This is a genomic window from Micromonospora sp. NPDC047187 (assembly GCF_040643355.1).
GTDB classification, from domain to species: domain Bacteria; phylum Actinomycetota; class Actinomycetes; order Mycobacteriales; family Micromonosporaceae; genus Micromonospora; species Micromonospora salmantinae.
This window is the reverse complement of the sequence record NZ_JBEYUF010000014.1, coordinates 45,598-63,990: the sequence shown is the minus strand read 5'-3', so window position 1 is coordinate 63,990 and position 18,393 is coordinate 45,598. Positions and strand designations below refer to the sequence as shown.

The 18,393-nt window shown below is 71.6% G+C and carries 18 protein-coding genes and 1 pseudogene; 10 read left to right on the top strand and 9 right to left on the bottom strand.

Annotated elements, in window-relative coordinates; all coding sequences use genetic code 11:
- Complete coding sequence (locus tag ABZ794_RS21840) at positions 1-180, bottom strand: hypothetical protein (RefSeq protein ID WP_238689607.1); 180 nt, start codon at positions 178-180, stop codon at positions 1-3.
- 28 nt (positions 181-208) lie between these two features.
- Here ABZ794_RS21840 and ABZ794_RS21835 point away from each other — a divergent pair, with 28 nt between their 5' ends.
- The 3 genes from ABZ794_RS21835 to ABZ794_RS21825 are packed head-to-tail and all read left to right on the top strand — an operon-like array spanning position 209 to position 2,357.
- The gene (locus tag ABZ794_RS21835; protein WP_112668588.1) at positions 209-562 is read left to right on the top strand and encodes a YciI family protein; all 354 of its coding nucleotides are present in this window, start codon (positions 209-211) and stop codon (positions 560-562) included.
- Between the two features lie 20 nt (positions 563-582).
- Positions 583-1,782: an RNA polymerase sigma factor gene (locus ABZ794_RS21830; RefSeq protein ID WP_357517231.1), complete on the top strand. Its 1,200-nt coding sequence runs from the start codon at positions 583-585 to the stop codon at positions 1,780-1,782.
- On the top strand, positions 1,779-2,357 hold the full coding sequence (locus ABZ794_RS21825) for a dihydrofolate reductase family protein (RefSeq protein ID WP_357517230.1): 579 nt from the start codon (positions 1,779-1,781) through the stop codon (positions 2,355-2,357). Before ABZ794_RS21830 ends, ABZ794_RS21825 begins: the two co-directional genes overlap by 4 nt.
- A 76-nt stretch (positions 2,358-2,433) precedes the next feature.
- Here ABZ794_RS21825 and ABZ794_RS21820 read toward each other — a convergent pair whose 3' ends face one another.
- Complete coding sequence (locus tag ABZ794_RS21820) at positions 2,434-2,997, bottom strand: hypothetical protein (RefSeq protein WP_357517228.1); 564 nt, start codon at positions 2,995-2,997, stop codon at positions 2,434-2,436.
- 240 nt (positions 2,998-3,237) lie between these two features.
- On the opposite strand from ABZ794_RS21820, the gene ABZ794_RS21815 reads away from it, so the two are divergent.
- Entirely contained in the window at positions 3,238-4,419 is a 1,182-nt protein-coding gene (locus ABZ794_RS21815) for a snapalysin family zinc-dependent metalloprotease (protein WP_357517335.1), read from the top strand.
- Between the two features lie 126 nt (positions 4,420-4,545).
- Positions 4,546-5,196, top strand: coding sequence for a hypothetical protein (locus ABZ794_RS21810; RefSeq protein ID WP_210786795.1), 651 nt, complete (start codon positions 4,546-4,548; stop codon positions 5,194-5,196).
- A 13-nt stretch (positions 5,197-5,209) separates the two neighbouring features.
- On the opposite strand, the gene ABZ794_RS21805 is transcribed toward ABZ794_RS21810, so the two are convergent.
- On the bottom strand, positions 5,210-6,040 hold the full coding sequence (locus ABZ794_RS21805; RefSeq protein ID WP_357517226.1) for a DUF3152 domain-containing protein: 831 nt from the start codon (positions 6,038-6,040) through the stop codon (positions 5,210-5,212).
- Between the two features lie 138 nt (positions 6,041-6,178).
- On the opposite strand from ABZ794_RS21805, the gene ABZ794_RS21800 reads away from it, so the two are divergent.
- Both ABZ794_RS21800 and ABZ794_RS21795 read left to right on the top strand, forming a co-directional pair.
- Complete coding sequence (locus ABZ794_RS21800; RefSeq protein ID WP_210786799.1) at positions 6,179-6,679, top strand: SigE family RNA polymerase sigma factor; 501 nt, start codon at positions 6,179-6,181, stop codon at positions 6,677-6,679.
- Entirely contained in the window at positions 6,676-7,434 is a 759-nt protein-coding gene (locus ABZ794_RS21795; RefSeq protein ID WP_357517224.1) for a hypothetical protein, read from the top strand. The genes ABZ794_RS21800 and ABZ794_RS21795 overlap by 4 nt, the downstream gene beginning before the upstream one ends.
- A gap of 14 nt (positions 7,435-7,448) precedes the next feature.
- On the opposite strand, the gene ABZ794_RS21790 is transcribed toward ABZ794_RS21795, so the two are convergent.
- Positions 7,449-10,223, bottom strand: a complete 2,775-nt coding sequence (locus ABZ794_RS21790; RefSeq protein ID WP_357517222.1) for an ATP-binding protein — start codon at positions 10,221-10,223, stop codon at positions 7,449-7,451.
- 203 nt (positions 10,224-10,426) lie between these two features.
- Here ABZ794_RS21790 and ABZ794_RS21785 point away from each other — a divergent pair, with 203 nt between their 5' ends.
- Positions 10,427-11,878 (top strand): M28 family peptidase, encoded by a 1,452-nt coding sequence (locus ABZ794_RS21785; RefSeq protein WP_210787133.1) that lies wholly within the window; start codon positions 10,427-10,429, stop codon positions 11,876-11,878.
- A gap of 61 nt (positions 11,879-11,939) precedes the next feature.
- On the opposite strand, the gene ABZ794_RS21780 is transcribed toward ABZ794_RS21785, so the two are convergent.
- A complete protein-coding gene (locus ABZ794_RS21780) occupies positions 11,940-12,638 on the bottom strand; it encodes an SDR family oxidoreductase (protein ID WP_210787131.1) in 699 nt (232 codons plus the stop codon).
- A gap of 149 nt (positions 12,639-12,787) precedes the next feature.
- Between ABZ794_RS21780 and htpG the strand changes: the two genes are divergently transcribed.
- A complete protein-coding gene (gene htpG, locus ABZ794_RS21775) occupies positions 12,788-14,716 on the top strand; it encodes a molecular chaperone HtpG (protein WP_357517220.1) in 1,929 nt (642 codons plus the stop codon).
- Between the two features lie 102 nt (positions 14,717-14,818).
- Here the strand turns inward: htpG and ABZ794_RS21770 are convergent, their stop codons facing one another.
- From ABZ794_RS21770 to ABZ794_RS21760, 3 genes are all read right to left on the bottom strand, one after another.
- Positions 14,819-15,184 (bottom strand): hypothetical protein, encoded by a 366-nt coding sequence (locus ABZ794_RS21770; protein WP_238689614.1) that lies wholly within the window; start codon positions 15,182-15,184, stop codon positions 14,819-14,821.
- Between the two features lie 122 nt (positions 15,185-15,306).
- Positions 15,307-16,494 carry a DNA polymerase IV gene (dinB, locus tag ABZ794_RS21765; protein WP_357517218.1) on the bottom strand — a complete coding sequence of 396 codons (1,188 nt, stop codon included), beginning with the start codon at positions 16,492-16,494 and terminating at the stop codon, positions 15,307-15,309.
- A 57-nt stretch (positions 16,495-16,551) separates the two neighbouring features.
- On the bottom strand, positions 16,552-17,022 hold the full coding sequence (locus tag ABZ794_RS21760) for a VOC family protein (RefSeq protein WP_210787118.1): 471 nt from the start codon (positions 17,020-17,022) through the stop codon (positions 16,552-16,554).
- Between the two features lie 61 nt (positions 17,023-17,083).
- Here ABZ794_RS21760 and ABZ794_RS21755 point away from each other — a divergent pair, with 61 nt between their 5' ends.
- Positions 17,084-18,061: a YafY family protein gene (locus ABZ794_RS21755; protein WP_210787116.1), complete on the top strand. Its 978-nt coding sequence runs from the start codon at positions 17,084-17,086 to the stop codon at positions 18,059-18,061.
- On the opposite strand, the pseudogene ABZ794_RS21750 reads toward ABZ794_RS21755, so the two are convergent.
- Positions 17,953-18,387 (bottom strand): annotated as a pseudogene (locus ABZ794_RS21750) (GNAT family N-acetyltransferase); the annotation flags it as partial. The gene ABZ794_RS21755 and the pseudogene ABZ794_RS21750 sit on opposite strands and share 109 nt — an antisense overlap.
- Positions 18,388-18,393 lie beyond the last annotated feature (6 nt).

Here is an 18,393-nt window from a genome sequence, read left to right as displayed (position 1 = left end):
TCAAAACTCGTCGACAAAAAGTTTGGGCGTGCTGTCGATCGGGATCGGTTCAGTTCGTAGCCCTGGTGAGAGCCCGGCATCGCAACCTGCCGCACACCCACTGGAGGGCACGATGACCGCCACCGCGAACACGACCCGCGCCACCACGTCGAACGTCGTGGCCGCCTGACCTGTACCCATCCCACCATCGAGCTACCGGAGGATCGTCATGAAGCAGTACCTGCTGTCAGTGCACTTCGTCGAGGGCGCGCCGACGCCGTCCGACGAGGAGACGCAGACCATGTTCAGGGAGACGGGCCGGATCAACGACGACATGCAGGCAGCGGGCGCCTGGGTCTTCGGCGGGGGACTCACCTCGCCGGACAGCGCCACCGTCGTCCGGGTCGAGAACGGCACCACCGCGATGAGCGATGGGCCGTTCGCCGAGACGAAGGAGCACATCGCCGGGTTCTGGGTCATCAGGTGCGCGGACCTGGACGCGGCGCTGGCCTGGGCCGAGAGGTGCGCGGCGGCCTGCGGCCCGGTCGAGGTGCGCCCCTTCGACGACCTGTCCCAGGCCTGACCGGCAGCCGCTCTCCCGACATGGACCTGGCGAGCATCTACCGCGCGGAGTACGGCCGCTGCGTCGCCACCCTGGCCCGCCTCCTCGGTGACATCAACCTCGCCGAGGAGGCCGTCCAGGACGCCTTCACCACGGCGCTGCAGAAGTGGCAGACGCTGCCGCCGAACCCGGGCGCCTGGATCGTGACGACCGCACGCAACCGTGCCGTCGACCGGCTTCGCCGGGAGTCGACCCGCGAGGCCCGGCACGCCCAGGCCCTGCTGCTGTATCACCAGGATGAGCCCTCGGAGGTGGGACCGGTGCGGGACGATCAGCTACGACTCATCTTCACCTGCTGTCACCCGGCGCTGGCCCCGGAGGCGCGGACGGCTCTCACCCTGCGCCTGCTGGGCGGCCTCGAAGTACCGGAGATCGCCCGTGCCTACCTGGTCCAGGAGGCGACCGTCGCCCAGCGGATCGTGCGCGCCAAGAAGAAGATCCGCGACGCCGCCATCCCGTACCGGGTTCCGGCCGGACATGAGCTGCCGGACCGGCTGCCGCCCGTCCTCGCGGTGCTCTACCTGATGTTCAACGAGGGCTACGCGTCCACCGCCGGTCCGTTGATCAGAACGGACCTGTGCGCCGAGGCGATCCGGCTCGCCCGCGAACTCGCCGCGTTGATGCCCGACGAGCCCGAGGTTCTGGGCCTTCTCGCCCTGCTGCTGCTGACCGAGGCGCGCCGCCCGGCCCGGCTCGGCCCGACCGGCGACCTGGTGCTGCTGGCCGACCAGGACCGATCACTGTGGAGCCGGCCGCTCATCGCCGAGGGCCACGACATCGTCCGCCGTTGCCTGTGCCGTAACCGGCCCGGCCCGTACCAGATCCAGGCCGCGATCAGCGCGGTGCACACCGACGGCGCCGCCACCGACTGGCCGCAGGTCCTGGCACTGTACGACCAGCTCCTCGCTCTCGCGCCGACCTCGGTCGTGGCGCTCAACCGCGCGGTCGCCGTCGCCGAGGTGCACGGGCCGGCGGTGGCCCTCGCCGCGTTGGAGGGCCTCGACCTTCCGGGCTATCACCGGCTGCCCGCAACCCGGGCCGAACTGCTCGCCCGACTCGGACGGAACGACGAGGCCCGAGCCGCCTACGACCGGGCCACGGCACTGGCCACCAACGAGACCGAGCGGGCCTACCTGCAGACCCGTCGGACCGAACTCACCCGTGAACGGAGAACATCATGACCGCCACCTACACCGTCGACGTCTTTTCCAGCCTCGACGGCTTCGGCACCACCAGCGGCAACTGGGGCGGGTACTGGGGTAAGCAGGGCCCCGAACTGCTCGCGCACCGCCTGTCCGGGTACAGCGCGGAGCAGCGCATGGTCTTCGGGGCCAACACGTACCGGGTGTTCGCGCAGATGCTGGCCGCGAGCACCGAGGAGTCCGAGGTCCGCGACGCGTGGGTGACCCAGATGAGGAACCTGCCGGCGACCGTGGTGTCGAACACGCTGGAAGGCCCGCTCGACTGGCCGGACGCGACAGTCGTGCGCGGTGACGCGGTCGACGTCGTCGCCCGGCTCAAGGAGGAGTCCGCCGTGCCCCTGCGATCGCACGGCAGCCTGTCGTTGAACCGGGCGTTGATGGCCGCCGGACTGGTCGATTTCGTCCAGGTGACGCTCTTCCCGGTGATCACCGGACAGACCGGCACCGAGCCGATCTTCCAGGGCGCGGCCGACTTCGACCTGGAATTGATCGAGAGCCGGACCCTCGACGGTCGCACCCAGGAACTCGTCTATCGGCCCACCCTGCACGCCTGACTGATGCCCGGGTCAGTGCGCACCATGGCCGTCCGCCTGATGTCGGCGGACGGCCAAGCGGATCGGCCTGCTTCGACTACCACTGGTGGGCGACGTCGAGCACGACCCGGCTGTGGGTGCCGGGACCGGCGAGCACGAGCACCCGGAACGGCAACCGCGCCCGTACGCCGACGGCGAAGGTGCTGTAGCCCTCGAAGCTGCCGCCGAACACCACGTCGCGCAGCGTCGGGTAGCGCAGCAGGTTCGCCACGTGCTCGCCGACCGCGTAGGGCACGGTGCCCAGGTGGTCGTCGTCGTACGCCGGTGCCCGCAGCGAGACCCGCAGCAGCGCGCCGCCGGCGGTGTACGGCGACAGCGCCAGCCCTTCGCCCTCGGTCCACGTCTCCCCGTAGCCGATCGCGTAACCGTCGACCGGGCCGTTGAACTCGAACACCACCCGGTCGTAACAGTCGTGCCGGCCGGTTCGTACGTCGACCAGCGGGGCGTCGCTCAGCGCACCGGCCGCCTTCTCCGCGCTGCCCCAGGTGATCCCGCAGTACGCCGCTTCGGTCGTGGTGCCCGCGGCGGTGCTGCTGCCGGCGCTGGCGACCAGCCCGGCGAGGGCGACCGCCAACGCGGTCAGTGCGCTCCTGATCCTCATGGTTCTTCTCCGTCCGGTACCGGGGTCACGTCGCGACGGCGCTGCCGGTGACCCTCTGCCGCCACCGTCGTCCCGCCCCGGCACAGGAGCTTCGCTGCGACGTAACCGCTGGGTAACAGCCTCCACGTCGCCGGTATGACGCTTCCGCTATGCCGAACATCGACCGCCGTCACATTAATATCGGTGCGCATCGATGAACCGGTGGCCGACGGTCGCCGGACGACCGCAGGGGAGTACCCGATGTTCCAAGGACAACTGAGACGCGCGGCGCTGGCCATGCTGGTGGCGATCCTGGCGGCGGCCGGGATGCAGCTCGCCACCGGTACGCCCGCCGCCGCCGTCCGGACCGTCTACTACGACGCGAGCCGGACCGGCGAGTTCCGCACCAACTTCGACCAGGCGGCGCAGATCTGGAACAGCCGGGTCAGCAACGTCCGACTCCTGGCCGGCACCCCGGCCAGCATCACCATCTACGTCGACGAAGGCTGGCCCCGCGCGCAGCCGACCGGTCTCGGCTCGGGCCGGATCTGGATGGGCCGCACGGCCGTCAACCAGGGCTACGACCGCACCCGCATCGCCACCCACGAGGTCGGCCACATCCTCGGCCTGCCGGACCGGCGCACCGGCCTCTGCTCCGACCTGATGTCCGGCAGCAGCGCACCGGTCTCCTGTCGCAACGCGAACCCCAGCGCCGCCGAGGCGAGCCGGGTGAACTCGCTGTTCGCCGGCTCCCTGGCCGCGCCGGCCAGCACGACGTACACCTGGAACGGCGACTCGGACATCAGCCCGCTGGTGGTCGGCGGCCGGCCGGCCACGGAGAACTACCCCTTCATGGTCTATGTCTCCGGCTGCACCGGCACGCTGATCAAGGGCAACTGGGCGGTCACCGCCAAGCACTGTTCGACGCCGTCCTCGGTGCGGGTGGGCAGCATCAACCGTTCCAGCGGCGGGACCGTCGTGCGGGTGACCCGGGCGGTCAACCACCCGAGCGTCGACGTCAAGCTGCTGCAACTGGCCAGCTCGGTCACGTACGCGCCGGCCCCGATCCCGAGCACCTCCGGCGCGGTCGGTACCGCCACCCGGATCATCGGCTGGGGCCAGACCTGCGCCCCGCGGGGCTGCGGTTCGGCTCCGGCCGTGGCCAACGAACTCGACACGTCCATCGTGGCCGACAGTCGGTGCTCCGGCATCAACGGCCCGTACGAGATCTGCACCAACAACACCAACGGCAACTCCGGCGCCTGCTACGGCGACTCGGGTGGGCCGCAGGTGCGCCGGGTCAACGGAGTGTGGAACCTGATCGGCGCCACGAGTCGGGCCGGCAACAACAACTCCACCTGCGCCACCGGCCCGTCCATCTACGTCGACCTGCCGTCGATCCGATCGTGGATCTCCACTCAGGTCGGTGGCCTGCCGGTCTGACCATCAGCGACATCGCGGGCGGGGGCGAGCGCCAGACGCTCCCCCGCCCCGGTGCGCCGGTGTCACCCACGCGATCCCACGATGCGGTACGGTGCGTGGCATATCCGGCACATCGGAGGTGGCGTCATGCCTACCGTCGTCGTCCTCGCGCTGACCCTCGCCCTCGCGCCCGCGCCGTCCCCGTCGGCCACCTCAAATCCGCTCGGTGACATCGTCGGCGGCGTCGGCCAGATCGTCGACGACCTGCTCGGTGGCGACACGCCGAGTGCCGCCCCGACGCCGAGCGACACCCCCACCGGAGCGGCCACGCCGAGTCGGCCACCGGTCGTCGGTCGGCCCAGTCCGGCGGAACCCATCGCGATCCCCGCGCCCGCCGGGTCGGCAGGCGGTGGTCTCCCCGCACCCGCAGCCCCCGATCGCCGCACCGATGGCGTAGGCACCGGCACCCGCGAGGCCGGCGTGCCCTGGCGCGACGGCGACACCCCCGCACCGACCCAGCCGTCGGCGCTCGCCAACCCCACCCGCGATGCCTGGCCACCCGTGTCGTACCTGCTGGTCGTGGCCGTCCTCGGGGTGCTGGCACTGCTGCTCCTGCGCCGCCGGGCCCCGGCCCTCGCCGCCGCACCCGACCCCGGTCCGGTACCGGATTCCGGGCCGGCGCCGGATCCCGGCCCGGTGCCGGAAAACGTCAGCCGCCTGCCGACCAGCCTCAACGCCATCTACGAGATGGGCCGGCAGGACGAGCGACTCGAACAGGAGCGCCGCCGCCGCACCTGAGGGCACGCCGTCCTCACGATGCCGAGTAGGCGCCCTCACGCCGGGGGATCGCGTCGTCGTATGCCCCGACCGGCCCGCTGTAGCGGGCCTTGCCCTTCGGGTACGGCCAAGCGTTCGCGGAGCAGCCGTGCAGGCCCAGCGTCTGCTGCTGCATCACCGGCGCCGGCCGGCCCCGCCCGGGACACCGCTCGTGGCCGTACCCGAGCTTGTGCCCCACCTCGTGGTTGACCATGTACTGCCGGTAGATCTCCACCGTCGCGCCGTAACCCGGCACCCCCTTGACCCAACGCGCCACGTTGAGCACCACCCGGCCACCGTTGCGGCAGGAGGTGTAGGCGTCCGGCACGTCCTGGCAGAGGGTGTCGCGGGTGCCGGGGGTCGCCAGGTAGATGGTGAAGTCGGTCGGTTCGCCGGCACCGACCCGGCGCAACCGCCACGCCCCGCCCGCCGTCCACCCGCGTGGGTCGTTCAACGTCGTGGTGATCGCCGTGGCGATGTCCTTCGCCGGCAGGCCCCGAATGTCGCGCTCGACGGCGACCCGGTAGCGCAGCAACCGGCCGGCCGTCGCGCGCCCGGGGGTCGTCTCGCCAGGCGCCACCGACCAGCGGTTACCGCCGGTGGCGGGGTAGCTGACCGGGACGACGGGCGCGGAGCTGGGTCGGACCTCGGCGGCCCCGGTCGGCCGACCGGTAGATGTCGCCGGTCCGCTGGGCAGCGGCCCGGCGGCGACCGGCTCGGTGGCGGGTTGCCCGGCGGCGGGCAGACCGCACCCGGTGAGCAGCACCACCACCAGCAGCGACGCCATCGAGGTGGGACCCCAGCGGCGGGTAGCCTTCGTCGACATGTCTCTCCCCTCGCGCGTCGCTCGGCGGCGGCGCGGAGGAGAAGACGGGTGACAGTGGCGAAAAGTTGATGTGACCCAGGGCTCAACCTTTTGCCGACCTCGCCCGTCTCTAGCTCTGTGGCACGGGGAGGGTTCGCGGTGGCGCGGGGTGACGCCGATTTCGTCGAGTTCGCGCGGGCGGCGTCCGCGCGACTGGTGCACGCCGCGTACCTGATGACCGGCGACCACCACCAGGCCGAGGATGCCGCGCAGACCGCACTGGTGCGCACCTACGCGTCGTGGTCGCGGATCCACGACGACGACGCCTACGGGTACGCCCGCCGCACGCTGGTCAACCATCTGGTCGACGGGTGGCGACGGCCGATGCGGGAGTACCCGACCGACGAGGTGCCGGAGCAGCGGCGTGGCGACGTGGCCGACGACGTGGCCACCCGGCGCTGGTTGATCACCATCCTCGGTGCGCTCAGCCCCCGGGAGCGCGCCATCGTCGTCCTGCGCTACTACTTCGACCTGCCGGAGGCGCAGGTGGCCCGGGAACTCTCCGTATCCGTCGGCACGGTCAAGAGCACCAGCTCGCGAGCTCTGGAGAAGTTGCGCACCGCCGCGCCCCGCACGGCCGATGAGAGGGCGCGCCGATGAGCGAGCTGGAACGGCTCCGCCACGCGATGCGGGCGACCGAGCGTCCCGACGCCGTGCTCGATCTGGACTCCGTGATGCGCGAGGGACGTCGGTTGCGTACCCGTCGACGCGTCGCCGGAGCGGGGGCGGCGACGCTCGCGACCGGCCTGGCCGCCGTGGTCGTCGTGGTGGCGGTCGGCGCGTCCGGGCCGGGCGATCCGGCGCCGACCGAGCACCCGCCGCCGGTCGCCGTCGCTCCACCGTCGGTCGGTGTCTCGCCGTGGCCGGAGAAGTCGCTGGGCTCCACGCCACCGCCGACGGTGGGCCGCGACGAGCCGCCACCGAAGCCGCTGGGCCAGATCGTGGACAGCGGGGTGCGGCACGGCGCCGAGCGTCGGGTCTACTACTTCGTCGCGGTGTCCGTGCCCGGTGAGCCCAAGGTATCCATCGGACTGGCCGCCGGTCGCCAGGCTCCGGACGGCTCGTTGAGCACCGACATCCTGGTCAACGACGTCTACGGCAGCGACCGCAGCGCCGGGTTCCACCAGATCGGCTACGACGAGGGCTTCGCCGCGCCGGTGCCCACCTTCGGCTACTTCGTCGGCCCCGCCAAGCGGATCATCGGCACCGTCGACGGTCGGCAGGTCGACGCCCGAGTGGCACCATGGAGTGGCGACAAGCAGGTGCTGGTCTTCTGGTTCGACCCGGCGCGGCTCACTCCGGGGGAGCGGCTGGACGGCATCATCGCCCACGACGCCAGCGGTCGCCGACTCTGACCCGTCGCCGGCACTCAGGCCAGTCGACGCTCGATGGTCACCGTCGTCCCCTCGGCGGTGGAGACCAGCCGCACGTCGCCGTAGGCGTTCATCAGCAGCGCGCCGCGCCCCCGGTCCATCGCCGGCCGGCGGTCCCGCCAGGTGCCGAAGTCCCGTACCGAGATCCGGATCAGCCCGTCGCCCACCTGGACGCGCACCCGTACCTCCGGACGGCTGGGTCGCTGTGCGTGCTCGACGGCGTTGTTCATGGCCTCCGAGGCGGCGAGCAGGAGGTCTTCCAGCACGTCCGGGTCGACGTCCAGCTGGCCCAGTGCGCCCCGGACGTCGCGACGCATCGCGGCGGCGGAGGTAGGCGCGGACGGGTACGTCCACCCGACGTCCAGGAGGTCGCCCAGACCGTCCGGCTCGGGCGGCGCCTGCACGGCCACTGCCACGTCGCGGACGGTTTCGACAGCCGGGGTCGGCGGAACGGGCCCGACCGGGGTGGGCCGAGCCGAGGGAGCTGCGGCCGTGGCAGTCGCCGGGTCGCCGACGACGGCCGCGGCAGGGGTGCGGTCGCGGGCTCGGCGGATGCTGGCCCGGATCCGGGCGATCAACTCGGCCGCGGCGAACGGTTTGACCAGGTAGTCGTCGGCGCCCAGGCTCAGGCCCTCCACGCTGGCCTCCCCGCCGGCACGGGCGGAGAGCACCAGCACCGGCAGCGTCCGGGTCGTCGGGTCGGCGCGTAGTCGGCGTACCAGGTCGAAGCCGTCCAGCACCGGCATCATCACGTCGGTCAGGACCAGGTCGGGCAGATCACTGTGGATCTCGTCGAGGGCCTGCCGGCCGTCGGTGACGGCCCGCACCCGCCAGCCCTGCCCGGCGAGCAGCCGGGTGAGGTACGCCCGCATGTCGGCGTTGTCGTCGGCGAGCAGGATCCGGGCTCCGGTCAGCTCGTCCGTGGCCGCCCCGGACGCGGGATCGGGCTCGGTCAGCGCGTCGTCCGGTTCGGTGAGCCAACCCATCGCCTCCTCGACGGCGGCGCGGGCCGCGTCACCCCGCCCGTCCACCGCCGGCCCGGTGACCGCGGTGCGGTGCGCCGCCGACCAGGGCAGCGTCACGGTGAACCTGCTGCCGACGCCCACCTGGCTGGTCACGCGCACGTCGCCGCCCTCCAGCCGGGCCAACTCGTGCACCAGGGCCAGGCCGATGCCGGTGCCCTCGTGACTGCGCGAGCGGGTGCCCCGCACCCGGTGGAAGCGTTCGAAGAGTTTCGGCAGGTCGCGTTCCGCGATGCCGATGCCAGTGTCCGCGACGGTGAGGCGCACCTCCTCGTCGTCGGCGTCGAGGGTGACCCGGATGCGGCCGATGAACGTGTACTTCAGCGCGTTGGAGAGCAGGTTCGTGACGATGCGTTCCCAGTTGACCGGGTCGACCGCGACCGGCCGGGGCAGCGGTGGGCAGCTCACCTCGAGGGTCAGCCCGGCCCGCTCGACGGCGGCCCGGAACACCCCGGCCAGCTCGGCGGTCAGCGCGGCCAGATCCACCACCCGGGCGTCGCTGCGCGCCCGCCCGGCCTCCAGGCTGGAGAAGGTGAGCAGGCTGTTGACCAGCGTCAACAGTCGGGTGGCGTTACGCCAGCCGGTCTCCACCCGCTCCCGCTGGACCGCCGCCAACGGCGCGGTGGCGTCGGTGAGGGCGTCCGTCAGCGGGCCGAGGATGAGGGTCAACGGGGTACGGAACTCGTGGCTGACGTTGGCGAAGAAGTCGGTCTTGACCCGGTCCAGTTCCGCCATCGCCTCGACCCGGCGCCGCTCCTCCTCGTACTCCTGGGCGTTGCGCAACGCCACGGAGATCTGCTGGGCGAGCAACTGGTGGAAGGAGCGGTACGCCTCGTCGAGCCCTCGGCTGGGGCTGACCCCGGCGAGCAGGACGCCGAGCGGCTGGTCCTCGTCGGCGGAGGGCAGCGGCAGCGCCAGCGCGGTGCGGACCGGGTCGTTCCACGGGCCGGCGGGCAGCGGCAGCCGGTCGGCGACGTCGGTCACCTGGGTCGCCCGGCCCTCGGCGGCGTCCGCCAACCCCCAGGCGTACGCGGGCGGGCCCGGGTCGGCCAGCTCGACGGCGTCCGGCAGGGCCCCGGCGTGCCCCTGGTCACCGCCGGTGCAGGCGACCCGGCGCAGCGCCGTGCCGTCGCGCAGGTAGATGGCGGCGAACGGCACGTCCAGAGGGTGGCCGTCGATCACGTCGATCAGCCGAGCACCGGTGGCGTCCACGTCGACGGTGCGCCCGTCGCCGAGCACGGACAGGTCGCGCAGGAGGCGCAGCCGGCGTTCGCCGACCACCTGCTGGGTGACCTCACTGCACACGGTCAGTACGCCGACGGTGCGGCCGTCGTCGTCGCGCGCCGGGGCGTGCGAGACGGTGAAGTACGCCTCCTCGCGGTAGCCGGCCCGCTCCAGCAGCAGTTGCAGCGCGGGGACCCAGCTGGCCACCCCGGTCGCCATGGCCTCCTCGATCAGCGGGGCGAGCACGTGCCAGCCCTCGGCCAGCGTCACCCGTACGTCGTCGCCGAGCGCGGCGGGGTGCTTGTCGCCGATCAGCGCCGAGTACGCGTCGTTGTAGAGCTGCGAGTAGCTCTCGCCCCAGAGCAGCAGCATGGGATACCGGGAGGAGAGCACCATCCGGACGGCGGCGCGCAGGCTCTGCGGCCATCCGTCGACCGGGCCCAGCGGGGTGCCGGCCCAGTCCAGCTGTGCCATCAACCGCCCGGTGTCGCCGCCGAGGAACAGGTCAGTGCTGGGTCGTGTCACGCTCGATCCGACCCCATCGCAAGCCCCCCGTTCCGGGCCCGTCGACCCCTGCCGCGTTACCTACCCATCCTGACACCTCTACTCACCTGTGCCGACGCCGGTACCCACCGTCGAACCGGCGGCGGTTCGGGACGAACGACCGATGCTCAGGAAATAGATATCTGTAAGTGTCTCGGGTATCTCTCCAACCCCGAGGAGCCCCCATGAGAGGCAGAACGCTGAGCGCGGGAATCGCGCTCGCCGTGTTCGCCGGGATGACGGTGCCGCTGGCCGCCCAACCGGCGACCGCGTCACCTCCGACCGCCACGACGGTGACCCGGCCGATCGCCGCGTCCGCCGCCGCGTTGGCCGCGCCGGACATCTCCATCACCAATGTCCAGGCGCACCTGACCCAGTTCAACGCCATCGCCACCAGCAACGGTGGCAACCGACGGGCCGGCTCGGCCGGCTACACCGCCTCGCTCAACTACGTCAAGACCAGGCTCCAGTCGGCCGGCTACACAGTCAGCGAGCAGTACTGCTCCAGCTGCCGGTACCCCTCGAACAACCTCATCGCCGAGTGGCCCGGCGGACCGGCCGACCAGGTGGTCATGTTCGGCGCGCACCTGGACGGCGTCGCGGCCGGTCCGGGCATCAACGACAACGCCACCGGCTCGTCGACCCTGCTGGAGAACGCGCTGGTCCTGGCCGCGCAGAGCCCGACAATGACCAAACGGGTGCGGTTCGCCTGGTGGACCGACGAGGAGCAGGGGCTCAACGGCTCCCGGTTCTACGTCAACTCGCTCAGCGCCACCCAGCGCGGCTACATCAAGGGTTACTACAACTTCGACATGGTCGGCTCGACCAACGGCGGCTACTTCATCAACCGGGTCAGCTCGACCACGGCGGCGCCGCTGAAGGCGTACTGGGACTCGTTGGGCCTGCAACCGGAGGAGAACGTCGAGGGCCAGGGTCGCTCCGACGACTACTACTTCCAGCAGGCCGGCATCCCCACCTCGGGCTACGCCGCCGGCGCCAGCGCCCGCAAGACCAGCGCCCAGGCGGCCAAGTGGGGCGGCACCGCCAACTCCGCGTACGACCCCTGCTACCACCGGTCCTGCGACACCACCGCCAACGTCAGCGCCACAGTGCTCAACCGGGCGGCCGACGGTGTCGCCTACGCGCTGTGGCAGCTCGCCGTGGGCGGCGGCACCCCGACCTGCACCGGCGGCCAGGTGGTCGCAAACGGTGGCTTCGAGAGCGGCAGCACGCCGTGGACCGCGTCCTCCGGCGTGATCACCAACGCCAGCGGCCAGCCGGCCCGGACCGGGTCGTACAAGGCGTGGCTCAACGGGTTCGGCAGCACCCGCAGCGAGAGCCTGTCGCAGTCGGTGACAGTGCCGGCCGGCTGCGCCACGTACACGCTGTCGTTCTGGCTGCACATCGACACCGCCGAGACCACCAGCTCCACGGCGTACGACCGGCTCACCGTGCAGGCGGGCTCGACCACCCTCGCGACGTACTCGAATCTCAACGCCGCGACCGGTTACGTGCAGCGCAGCCTCAACGTGGCCGCGTTCGCCGGGCAGACGGTGACGCTGCGGTTCACCGGCACCGAGGACTCGTCGTTGCAGACCACCTTCGTGATCGACGACGTGACGTTGCAGGCGAGCTGACCGCGTACCCGACAAAGGGCCGCCACCGGTTCTCTCCGGTGGCGGCCCGTCGCGTCGTGGGTCAGGGGAGCTGTGGGTAGAGCGCGGCGACGCCGCCGGCCAGTCCGGCCTGCACCTGTCGGCTGAGGTCGTCGGCGAGGATCTCGTACGCGTCGGCCTCGACGCCGTCCACACCGATGCGGGCGATCGCCGCCGGGTCGGACTTCGGGCCGGTGATGTCCGCGGCCATGTCGGTGTCCAGGTATCCGACGTGCAGGCCGGCGACCCGGACGCCCCGGTCGGCCAGTTGGACGCGCAGCACGTTGGTCATCGCCCACTCGGCGGACTTGGCGGCGCTGTAGGCCGCGTGGGTCGGGGAGCCGAACCAGGACAGGACGGAGAGCACGTTGAGGATCGTTCCGCCGCCGTTGCCGGTGATGACCGGCGCGAACGCCCGGATCGTCGAGAGGGTGCCGATGTAGTGGGTCTCCAACTCCAGCCGGACGAGGGCCAGGTCGCCGTCGAGAAGGTCGGTCCGGGTGTCGATGCCCGCGTTGTTGATCAGCAGGTTCACGCCGCCGGCCAGCTCGGCGGCGGCGGCCACCGAGGCGGGATCGGTGATGTCGAGGCGGACCGGTGTCACGCCGGGGAGGTCGACGCTGTCGGGGTTGCGGGCGCCGGCGTAGACGGTGGCGCCCCGGGCGAGGAGTTCGGCGGCGAGGTGCCGGCCGAGGCCACGGTTGGCGCCGGTGACGAGGGCGGTGCTTCCAGCGATCTTCATGGCCGTCACGCTATCCGACCTGACTTCTGTTAAGCAAAGTCAGCTACGTCACGGGGGTGGACGACCGGATCGGGAATACGACCCGGACGCGCCCACACCCCGACCGGTGACGACTCGTATCCTTTCCGCGAACCTTCGTACGAGCCGAGATGGGAGACGGTGTGAGCAACCAGGCCGAAACGTTGGAATTCCAGGCCGAGGCGCGTCAGCTCCTCCAGTTGGTGGTCCACTCGATCTATTCGAACAAGGACGTCTTCCTGCGGGAACTCATCTCGAACGCGTCCGACGCACTGGACAAGCTCCGGCTGGCCACCCTCGTCGACAAGGACCTCGTCGCCGACACCGACGACCTGCACGTCGCCCTGGAGATCGACCGCAACGCCCGCACCCTCACCGTGCGCGACAACGGCATCGGAATGACCCGCGACGAGGTCGTCCAGCTGATCGGCACGATCGCCAAGTCGGGCACCGCCGAGCTGCTGCGCCAACTACGCGAGTCCGCCGACGCCCACGCCAAGCAGGACCTCATCGGCCAGTTCGGCGTCGGCTTCTACGCCGCGTTCATGGTCGCCGACCGGGTCACCCTGCTGACCCGCAAGGCCGGGGAGACCGGCGGCACCCGCTGGGAGTCCACCGGCGAGGGCACCTACTCGATCGAGGCGGTCGACGAGGCGCCGCAGGGCACCACTGTGACGCTGCACCTCAAGCCGGCCGACACCGAGGACAACCTGCACGACTACACCGCCGAGTGGACCGTCCGCGAGATCGTCAAGCGCTACTCCGACTTCATCGCCTGGCCGATCCGGATGAGCGTCGAACGCCCCGGCGCCGACGGTGAGCCCACCACCCGCGAGGTGCAGACCCTCAACTCGATGAAGGCACTCTGGGCGCGGCCCCGCGACGAGGTCGACGCCGCCGAGTACAACGAGTTCTACAAGCACGTCAGCCACGACTGGGCCGACCCGCTCGAGGTCGTACACATGAAGGGCGAGGGCACCTTCGAGTACGAGGCGCTGCTCTTCCTGCCCAGCCACGCCCCACTGGACCTGTTCTCCCCGCAGGGCCGCCGAGGCGTCCAGCTCTACGTCAAGCGCGTCTTCATCATGGACGACTGCGAGGCGCTGGTCCCGACCTACCTGCGCTTCGTCAAGGGCGTGGTCGACGCGCACGACCTGTCGCTGAACATCTCCCGGGAGATCCTCCAGCAGGACCGGCAGATCCAGATCGTCCGCCGCCGCCTGGTCAAGAAGGTCCTCGCCACTGTCAAGGACCTCAAGGCCAACCACGCCGAGCGCTACCGCACCTTCTGGACCGAGTTCGGCGCGGTGGTCAAGGAAGGGCTGATCGACGACACCGACAACCGGGACACCCTGCTGGACGTCCTGTCGGTGGCCTCCACCAACGACCCGGCCGAGCCCACCGACCTGGCCGGCTACGTGTCGCGGATGAAGGACGGCCAGAGCGACATCTGGTACGCCACCGGCGAGTCCCGGGCCGCCATCGAGAACTCTCCGCACCTGGAGGCGTTCCGGGCCAAGGGGCACGAGGTGCTGCTGCTCACCGACCAGGTCGACGAGGTGTGGGTCGAGCGGGTCGGCACGTACGACGGTCGGCCACTGCGCTCGATCGCCAAGGGCGAGATCGACCTGGACACCGACGAGGAGAAGCAGCAGGCCGAGGCCGAGCGCGAGCAGCAGCGACAGGAGTTCGCCGGGCTGCTCGACTGGCTGGGGACCACCCTCACGGACAGCGTCCGGGAGGTCCGCCTGTCGTCGCGGCTGACCACCTCACCGGCCTGCGTCGTCGGCGACGCCCACGACCTCACTCCAACCCTGGAGAAGATGTACCGGGCGATGGGGCACGAGATCCCCACGACCAAGCGGATCCTGGAGATCAACCCCGGTCACCCGCTGGTTTCGGGGCTGCGCAAGGCCCACGAGCAGGGCAGCGACAGCGCCGCCCTGACCGAGACCGCCGAGCTGCTCTACGGCCTGGCGGTGCTCGCCGAGGGCGGTGAGCTGACCGACCCGGCCCGTTTCACCCGGACGCTCGCCGACCGGCTGGCGCGCACCCTGTAGACGGACCGGGCCTGGCTCCGCCACGACAGCTGAACGCTCGGCCGGACAACCGGCCGAGCGTTCGCCTGCGTGGTGCGGATCAGTTCAGGGTCTGGTGACCCGTCACGCCGCGGAGGCGGCCTTCGACCCTCGGTGCGACGCCAACGGGCCGGCGTTCCAACCCCAGCGGGGGGCCGGTACCGCCGGGTCGCGACGCCCATCCGTGTCGGCGTCGTCGCTGTCGGTCCCGTCGATGGTCAGCTCGACCGAGGCGGGAGTGCTGCGCGCCAGTCGCAGTGAGTGCTCGGCGCCGGTCCGTGCCGCGCACGGCCAGGACTGTCCGGCGCACTGGAGATTGCGGCACTGGCCCTCGTCGTCCGGCTCGTGTGCGCTCAGCACGTCGATCGCCAACTGCCACAGCAGCGGGTCGGTCACGTCGTGCGGGCGCTCGGCGGTGCGACTCGGTCGGTTGCTGGTGTCGTCGGACATGGTGGGCCCCCCTCGTCAGGCTGTACCCCACAAGGGTCACCCGTCAGCCGCCGGCTAAACCGCCGACCTGCTGTGATGTGTCTCTGATCGCAGCTCGACCGCGGACGCCGCACGCTTATCGGTCAGTCGGGCAGAAGCGGCATCTCCACGCCAGGCTCCCGGCCGAGCAACACCGCCCGCGTGAGCGCCGCTGATCCGAACCGGTCGCGGACCGCGTCGACCGCAGCGTCCAAATCGGACCCGGGATCCGGCTGGAACGGCAGCTCAGGTTGGACCGGGTTGTCGTCGAGATTGCCCACGGAGACACCGATCAGTGTGACGCCACGGCGATCGATCTCGGGCAGCGCCGCGCGGAGCAGCGCATGCGCGGCGGCGAGCAGCGGCGTCGTGTCCGCCGTCGCCTTGCCCACCGTGTGCGAGCGGGTCGCCCGCGTGTAGTCGCCGAAGCGCAGCCGCAACATCACGGTGCGGCCGGCCCGCCCGGCCGTCCGCATCCGCCGGCTGACCCGGTCGACCAGGCCGGCGAGGATGGCGTCCAGCTCCGTCGAGGCATGCGGGGTACGACTCAGCGCGTGCTGCGCGCCCATCGAACCGCGCCGCCGCCCCACCTGCACCGCCCGGGGGTCGCGATTGTGCGCCAGCGCGTGCAGGTGCCGCCCGGCCCCCGCACCGAGCAGCGACACCAGCGCCGCCTCACCGAGGCGGGCCACCTCCCCGACGGTACGGATCCGGCGTTCCCGCAGCTTGGCGGCCGTGACCGGGCCGACGCCCCAGAGCCGCTCCACCGGCAGCGGGTGCAGGAACGCCAGCTCGGCGTCCGGCGCGACCACCAGCAGGCCGTCCGGTTTCGCCACCCCGCTGGCGACCTTGGCCAGGAACTTCGTGCGGGCCACCCCCACCGTGATCGGCAGATGGACCCGGTCGCGGACCTCCCGGCGCAGTCGTTCGGCGATCTCGGCAGGTGGCCCGACCAGCCGCCGCAGCCCACCCACGTCGAGGAACGCCTCGTCGATGGAGAGTCCCTCGACCAGCGGTGTGGTCTGCCGGAAGATCTCGAAGACCGCGCGGCTCGCCGCCGTGTACGCCGACATTCGCGGCGGCACGACGATCGCGTCCGGGCAGAGCCTTCGCGCCTGGTGGCCGCCCATCGCGCTGCGGACGCCGCGCGCCTTCGCCTCGTAGCTGGCCGCGAGCACCACGCCGCCACCGACGATCACCGGCCGCCCGCGCAGGCGCGGGTCGTCGCGCTGCTCGACCGACGCGTAGAACGCGTCCAGGTCGGCGTGCAGGATGCTGGCGCCGGGCGACACGTACACATGTTCGCATGACGCCCGGCGAGTGCGGCAGTGAGCTGGGCGAACGCCCGGTCAGTCGAGGCAGAACTCGTTGCCCTCGGGGTCGGCCATGATGAGATGACCGGCGCCCAACGGGGGAGTGGGCTCGTGCCGACTGAGCCGCCTGGCGCCGTGCGAGACGAGCCGTTCGGCTTCGGCCTCCAGGGCCGCCATCCGCTCGTCACCCTCCAGCCCGGGGGCCGCGCGTACGTCGAGGTGGACGCGGTTCTTCACCTGCTTGTGCTCCGGCACCCGCTGGAAGAACAGCCGTGGTCGCGAGCCTTCGGGGTCGACCACCGCCGACGCGTCGTTGCGGTTCTCCGGCGGCACACCCATCGCCTCCAGTGCCTGGTCCCAGGACTCGAAGTCTCCGGGTGGGGCCTGCACCTGGTAGCCGAGCGCCTCGGCCCAGAACGTGGCCAACCTGGCCGGGTCGGCGCAGTCGAACGTGATTTGGACGTCGCGGGTCACTGCGGATCCCTGCTTCCTCTTCTGGTCGGTCATGATCCCAGCCTCTCGCTGATAGCGGACAGGGTTGTTCCGCTATCCGTGAAACGATCGACGGGTGACCGTCGAGGCGACGACCGAGCGGGTGCTGCGCCTGCTGGCGCTGCTGCAACGACGCCTGTCCTGGACGGCCACCGAACTCGCCACCGAGTTGGGGGTCACCGGCCGGTGCGTGCGCCGCGACGTGCAGCGTCTGCGGACGCTCGGCTACCCGGTGCACGCGGTGTCGGGCGTCGGCGGCGGCTACCAACTCGGTGCGGGCACCCGGCTGCCGCCGTTGCTCCTCGACGACGAGGAGGCGATCGCCACAGCGGTGTCTCTGCGGCTCGCCTCCGGGGGCACCGTCGCCGGGGCGAGCGAGGCGGCGCTGCGGGCCCTCGCGAAGCTCGACCAGGTGATGCCGTCGCGGCTGCGCGCCGAGGTACGGGCGGTGCACGGCTCCACCGACACCCTCATCGGCCCGGTCGCCGAGATCGACGCCGAGCTGCTGGTGACACTCGCCCGCGCCTGTCGGGACGGGGTACGTGTTCGATTCCACTATCCCGGCCGGGACGCTGCTGAGCGGGAACGGACGGTCGAGCCGATCCGGATGGTCACGACCGGCCGCCGCTGGTATCTGATGGCCTGGGACGCAGACCGCGCCGACTGGCGGACGTTCCGGCTGGACCGGATGCGGGCGGCGGTCGCGACGACCTGGCGTTTCCCGGCGCGCGAGCACCCGGATCCGGTCGCCTTCGTGCAGCGGGCCGTGACCGGTGCGCCGTACCGCTACCTCGCCCGGGTACGGGTGCACGCCCAACCGGAGCGGTTGCGGGAGGTGGTCCCGCCACAGGTGGGGCGGGTCGAGGACGACCGCGACGGATGGTCCGTGCTGGTCGTCGGCGGCGACAACCTGGACTGGCTCGCCGCGCACCTCGCCCGGCTGGATCACGAGATGGAGGTGTTGGAGCCTCCCGAGCTGCGCGAGGCCGCAGGCCGGCTCGCCCGTCGCCTCGCGGTGCTGGCCGGTGCGACGTCGGAGCCCGGCGCGCGGTGACGCAGCGTGTAGTGGCGCAGCGACACCGGGCTGCCGTCGGGAGCGGTCCAGGGTGCCGTGCTGGTGCCGACACACCGCCATCCTGTGCGCTCGTACAGCGCGGCGGCCGCGGTGCCACCGGCGGCCAACTCCAGCACCAGGTCCGTTGCGCGTTTGTCCGCCCACCGGCGGGCCCGGTCCAGCAGCGTGCTGCCCAGCGCCAATCCACGGGCTCTCGGCACCACGAAGAGACGAGCCACCTCGGCCGTCGGCCGGCCGGGCGGCCCGTCCACCTGATCGGGGATCCGATGCACCGCGACGTGTCCGACGACGGCCGCGTCGGCGTCGACGGC

Excerpts from the sequence above, each read along its gene's own strand:
- ABZ794_RS21760 (WP_210787118.1), bottom strand. The coding sequence starts at position 17,022 with ATGACCGACCAGAAGAGGAAGCAGGGATCCGCAGTGACCCGCGACGTC.
- ABZ794_RS21805 (WP_357517226.1), bottom strand. The coding sequence starts at position 6,040 with ATGTCGACGAAGGCTACCCGCCGCTGGGGTCCCACCTCGATGGCGTCG.
- ABZ794_RS21795 (WP_357517224.1), top strand. The coding sequence starts at position 6,676 with ATGAGCGAGCTGGAACGGCTCCGCCACGCGATGCGGGCGACCGAGCGT.
- ABZ794_RS21840 (WP_238689607.1), bottom strand. The coding sequence starts at position 180 with ATGGGTACAGGTCAGGCGGCCACGACGTTCGACGTGGTGGCGCGGGTC.
- ABZ794_RS21770 (WP_238689614.1), bottom strand. The coding sequence starts at position 15,184 with ATGTCCGACGACACCAGCAACCGACCGAGTCGCACCGCCGAGCGCCCG.
- ABZ794_RS21815 (WP_357517335.1), top strand. The coding sequence starts at position 3,238 with ATGTTCCAAGGACAACTGAGACGCGCGGCGCTGGCCATGCTGGTGGCG.
- htpG (WP_357517220.1), top strand. The coding sequence starts at position 12,788 with ATGGGAGACGGTGTGAGCAACCAGGCCGAAACGTTGGAATTCCAGGCC.
- ABZ794_RS21825 (WP_357517230.1), top strand. The coding sequence starts at position 1,779 with ATGACCGCCACCTACACCGTCGACGTCTTTTCCAGCCTCGACGGCTTC.
- ABZ794_RS21785 (WP_210787133.1), top strand. The coding sequence starts at position 10,427 with ATGAGAGGCAGAACGCTGAGCGCGGGAATCGCGCTCGCCGTGTTCGCC.
- ABZ794_RS21780 (WP_210787131.1), bottom strand. The coding sequence starts at position 12,638 with ATGAAGATCGCTGGAAGCACCGCCCTCGTCACCGGCGCCAACCGTGGC.
- ABZ794_RS21810 (WP_210786795.1), top strand. The coding sequence starts at position 4,546 with ATGCCTACCGTCGTCGTCCTCGCGCTGACCCTCGCCCTCGCGCCCGCG.
- ABZ794_RS21830 (WP_357517231.1), top strand. The coding sequence starts at position 583 with ATGGACCTGGCGAGCATCTACCGCGCGGAGTACGGCCGCTGCGTCGCC.
- ABZ794_RS21820 (WP_357517228.1), bottom strand. The coding sequence starts at position 2,997 with ATGAGGATCAGGAGCGCACTGACCGCGTTGGCGGTCGCCCTCGCCGGG.
- ABZ794_RS21835 (WP_112668588.1), top strand. The coding sequence starts at position 209 with ATGAAGCAGTACCTGCTGTCAGTGCACTTCGTCGAGGGCGCGCCGACG.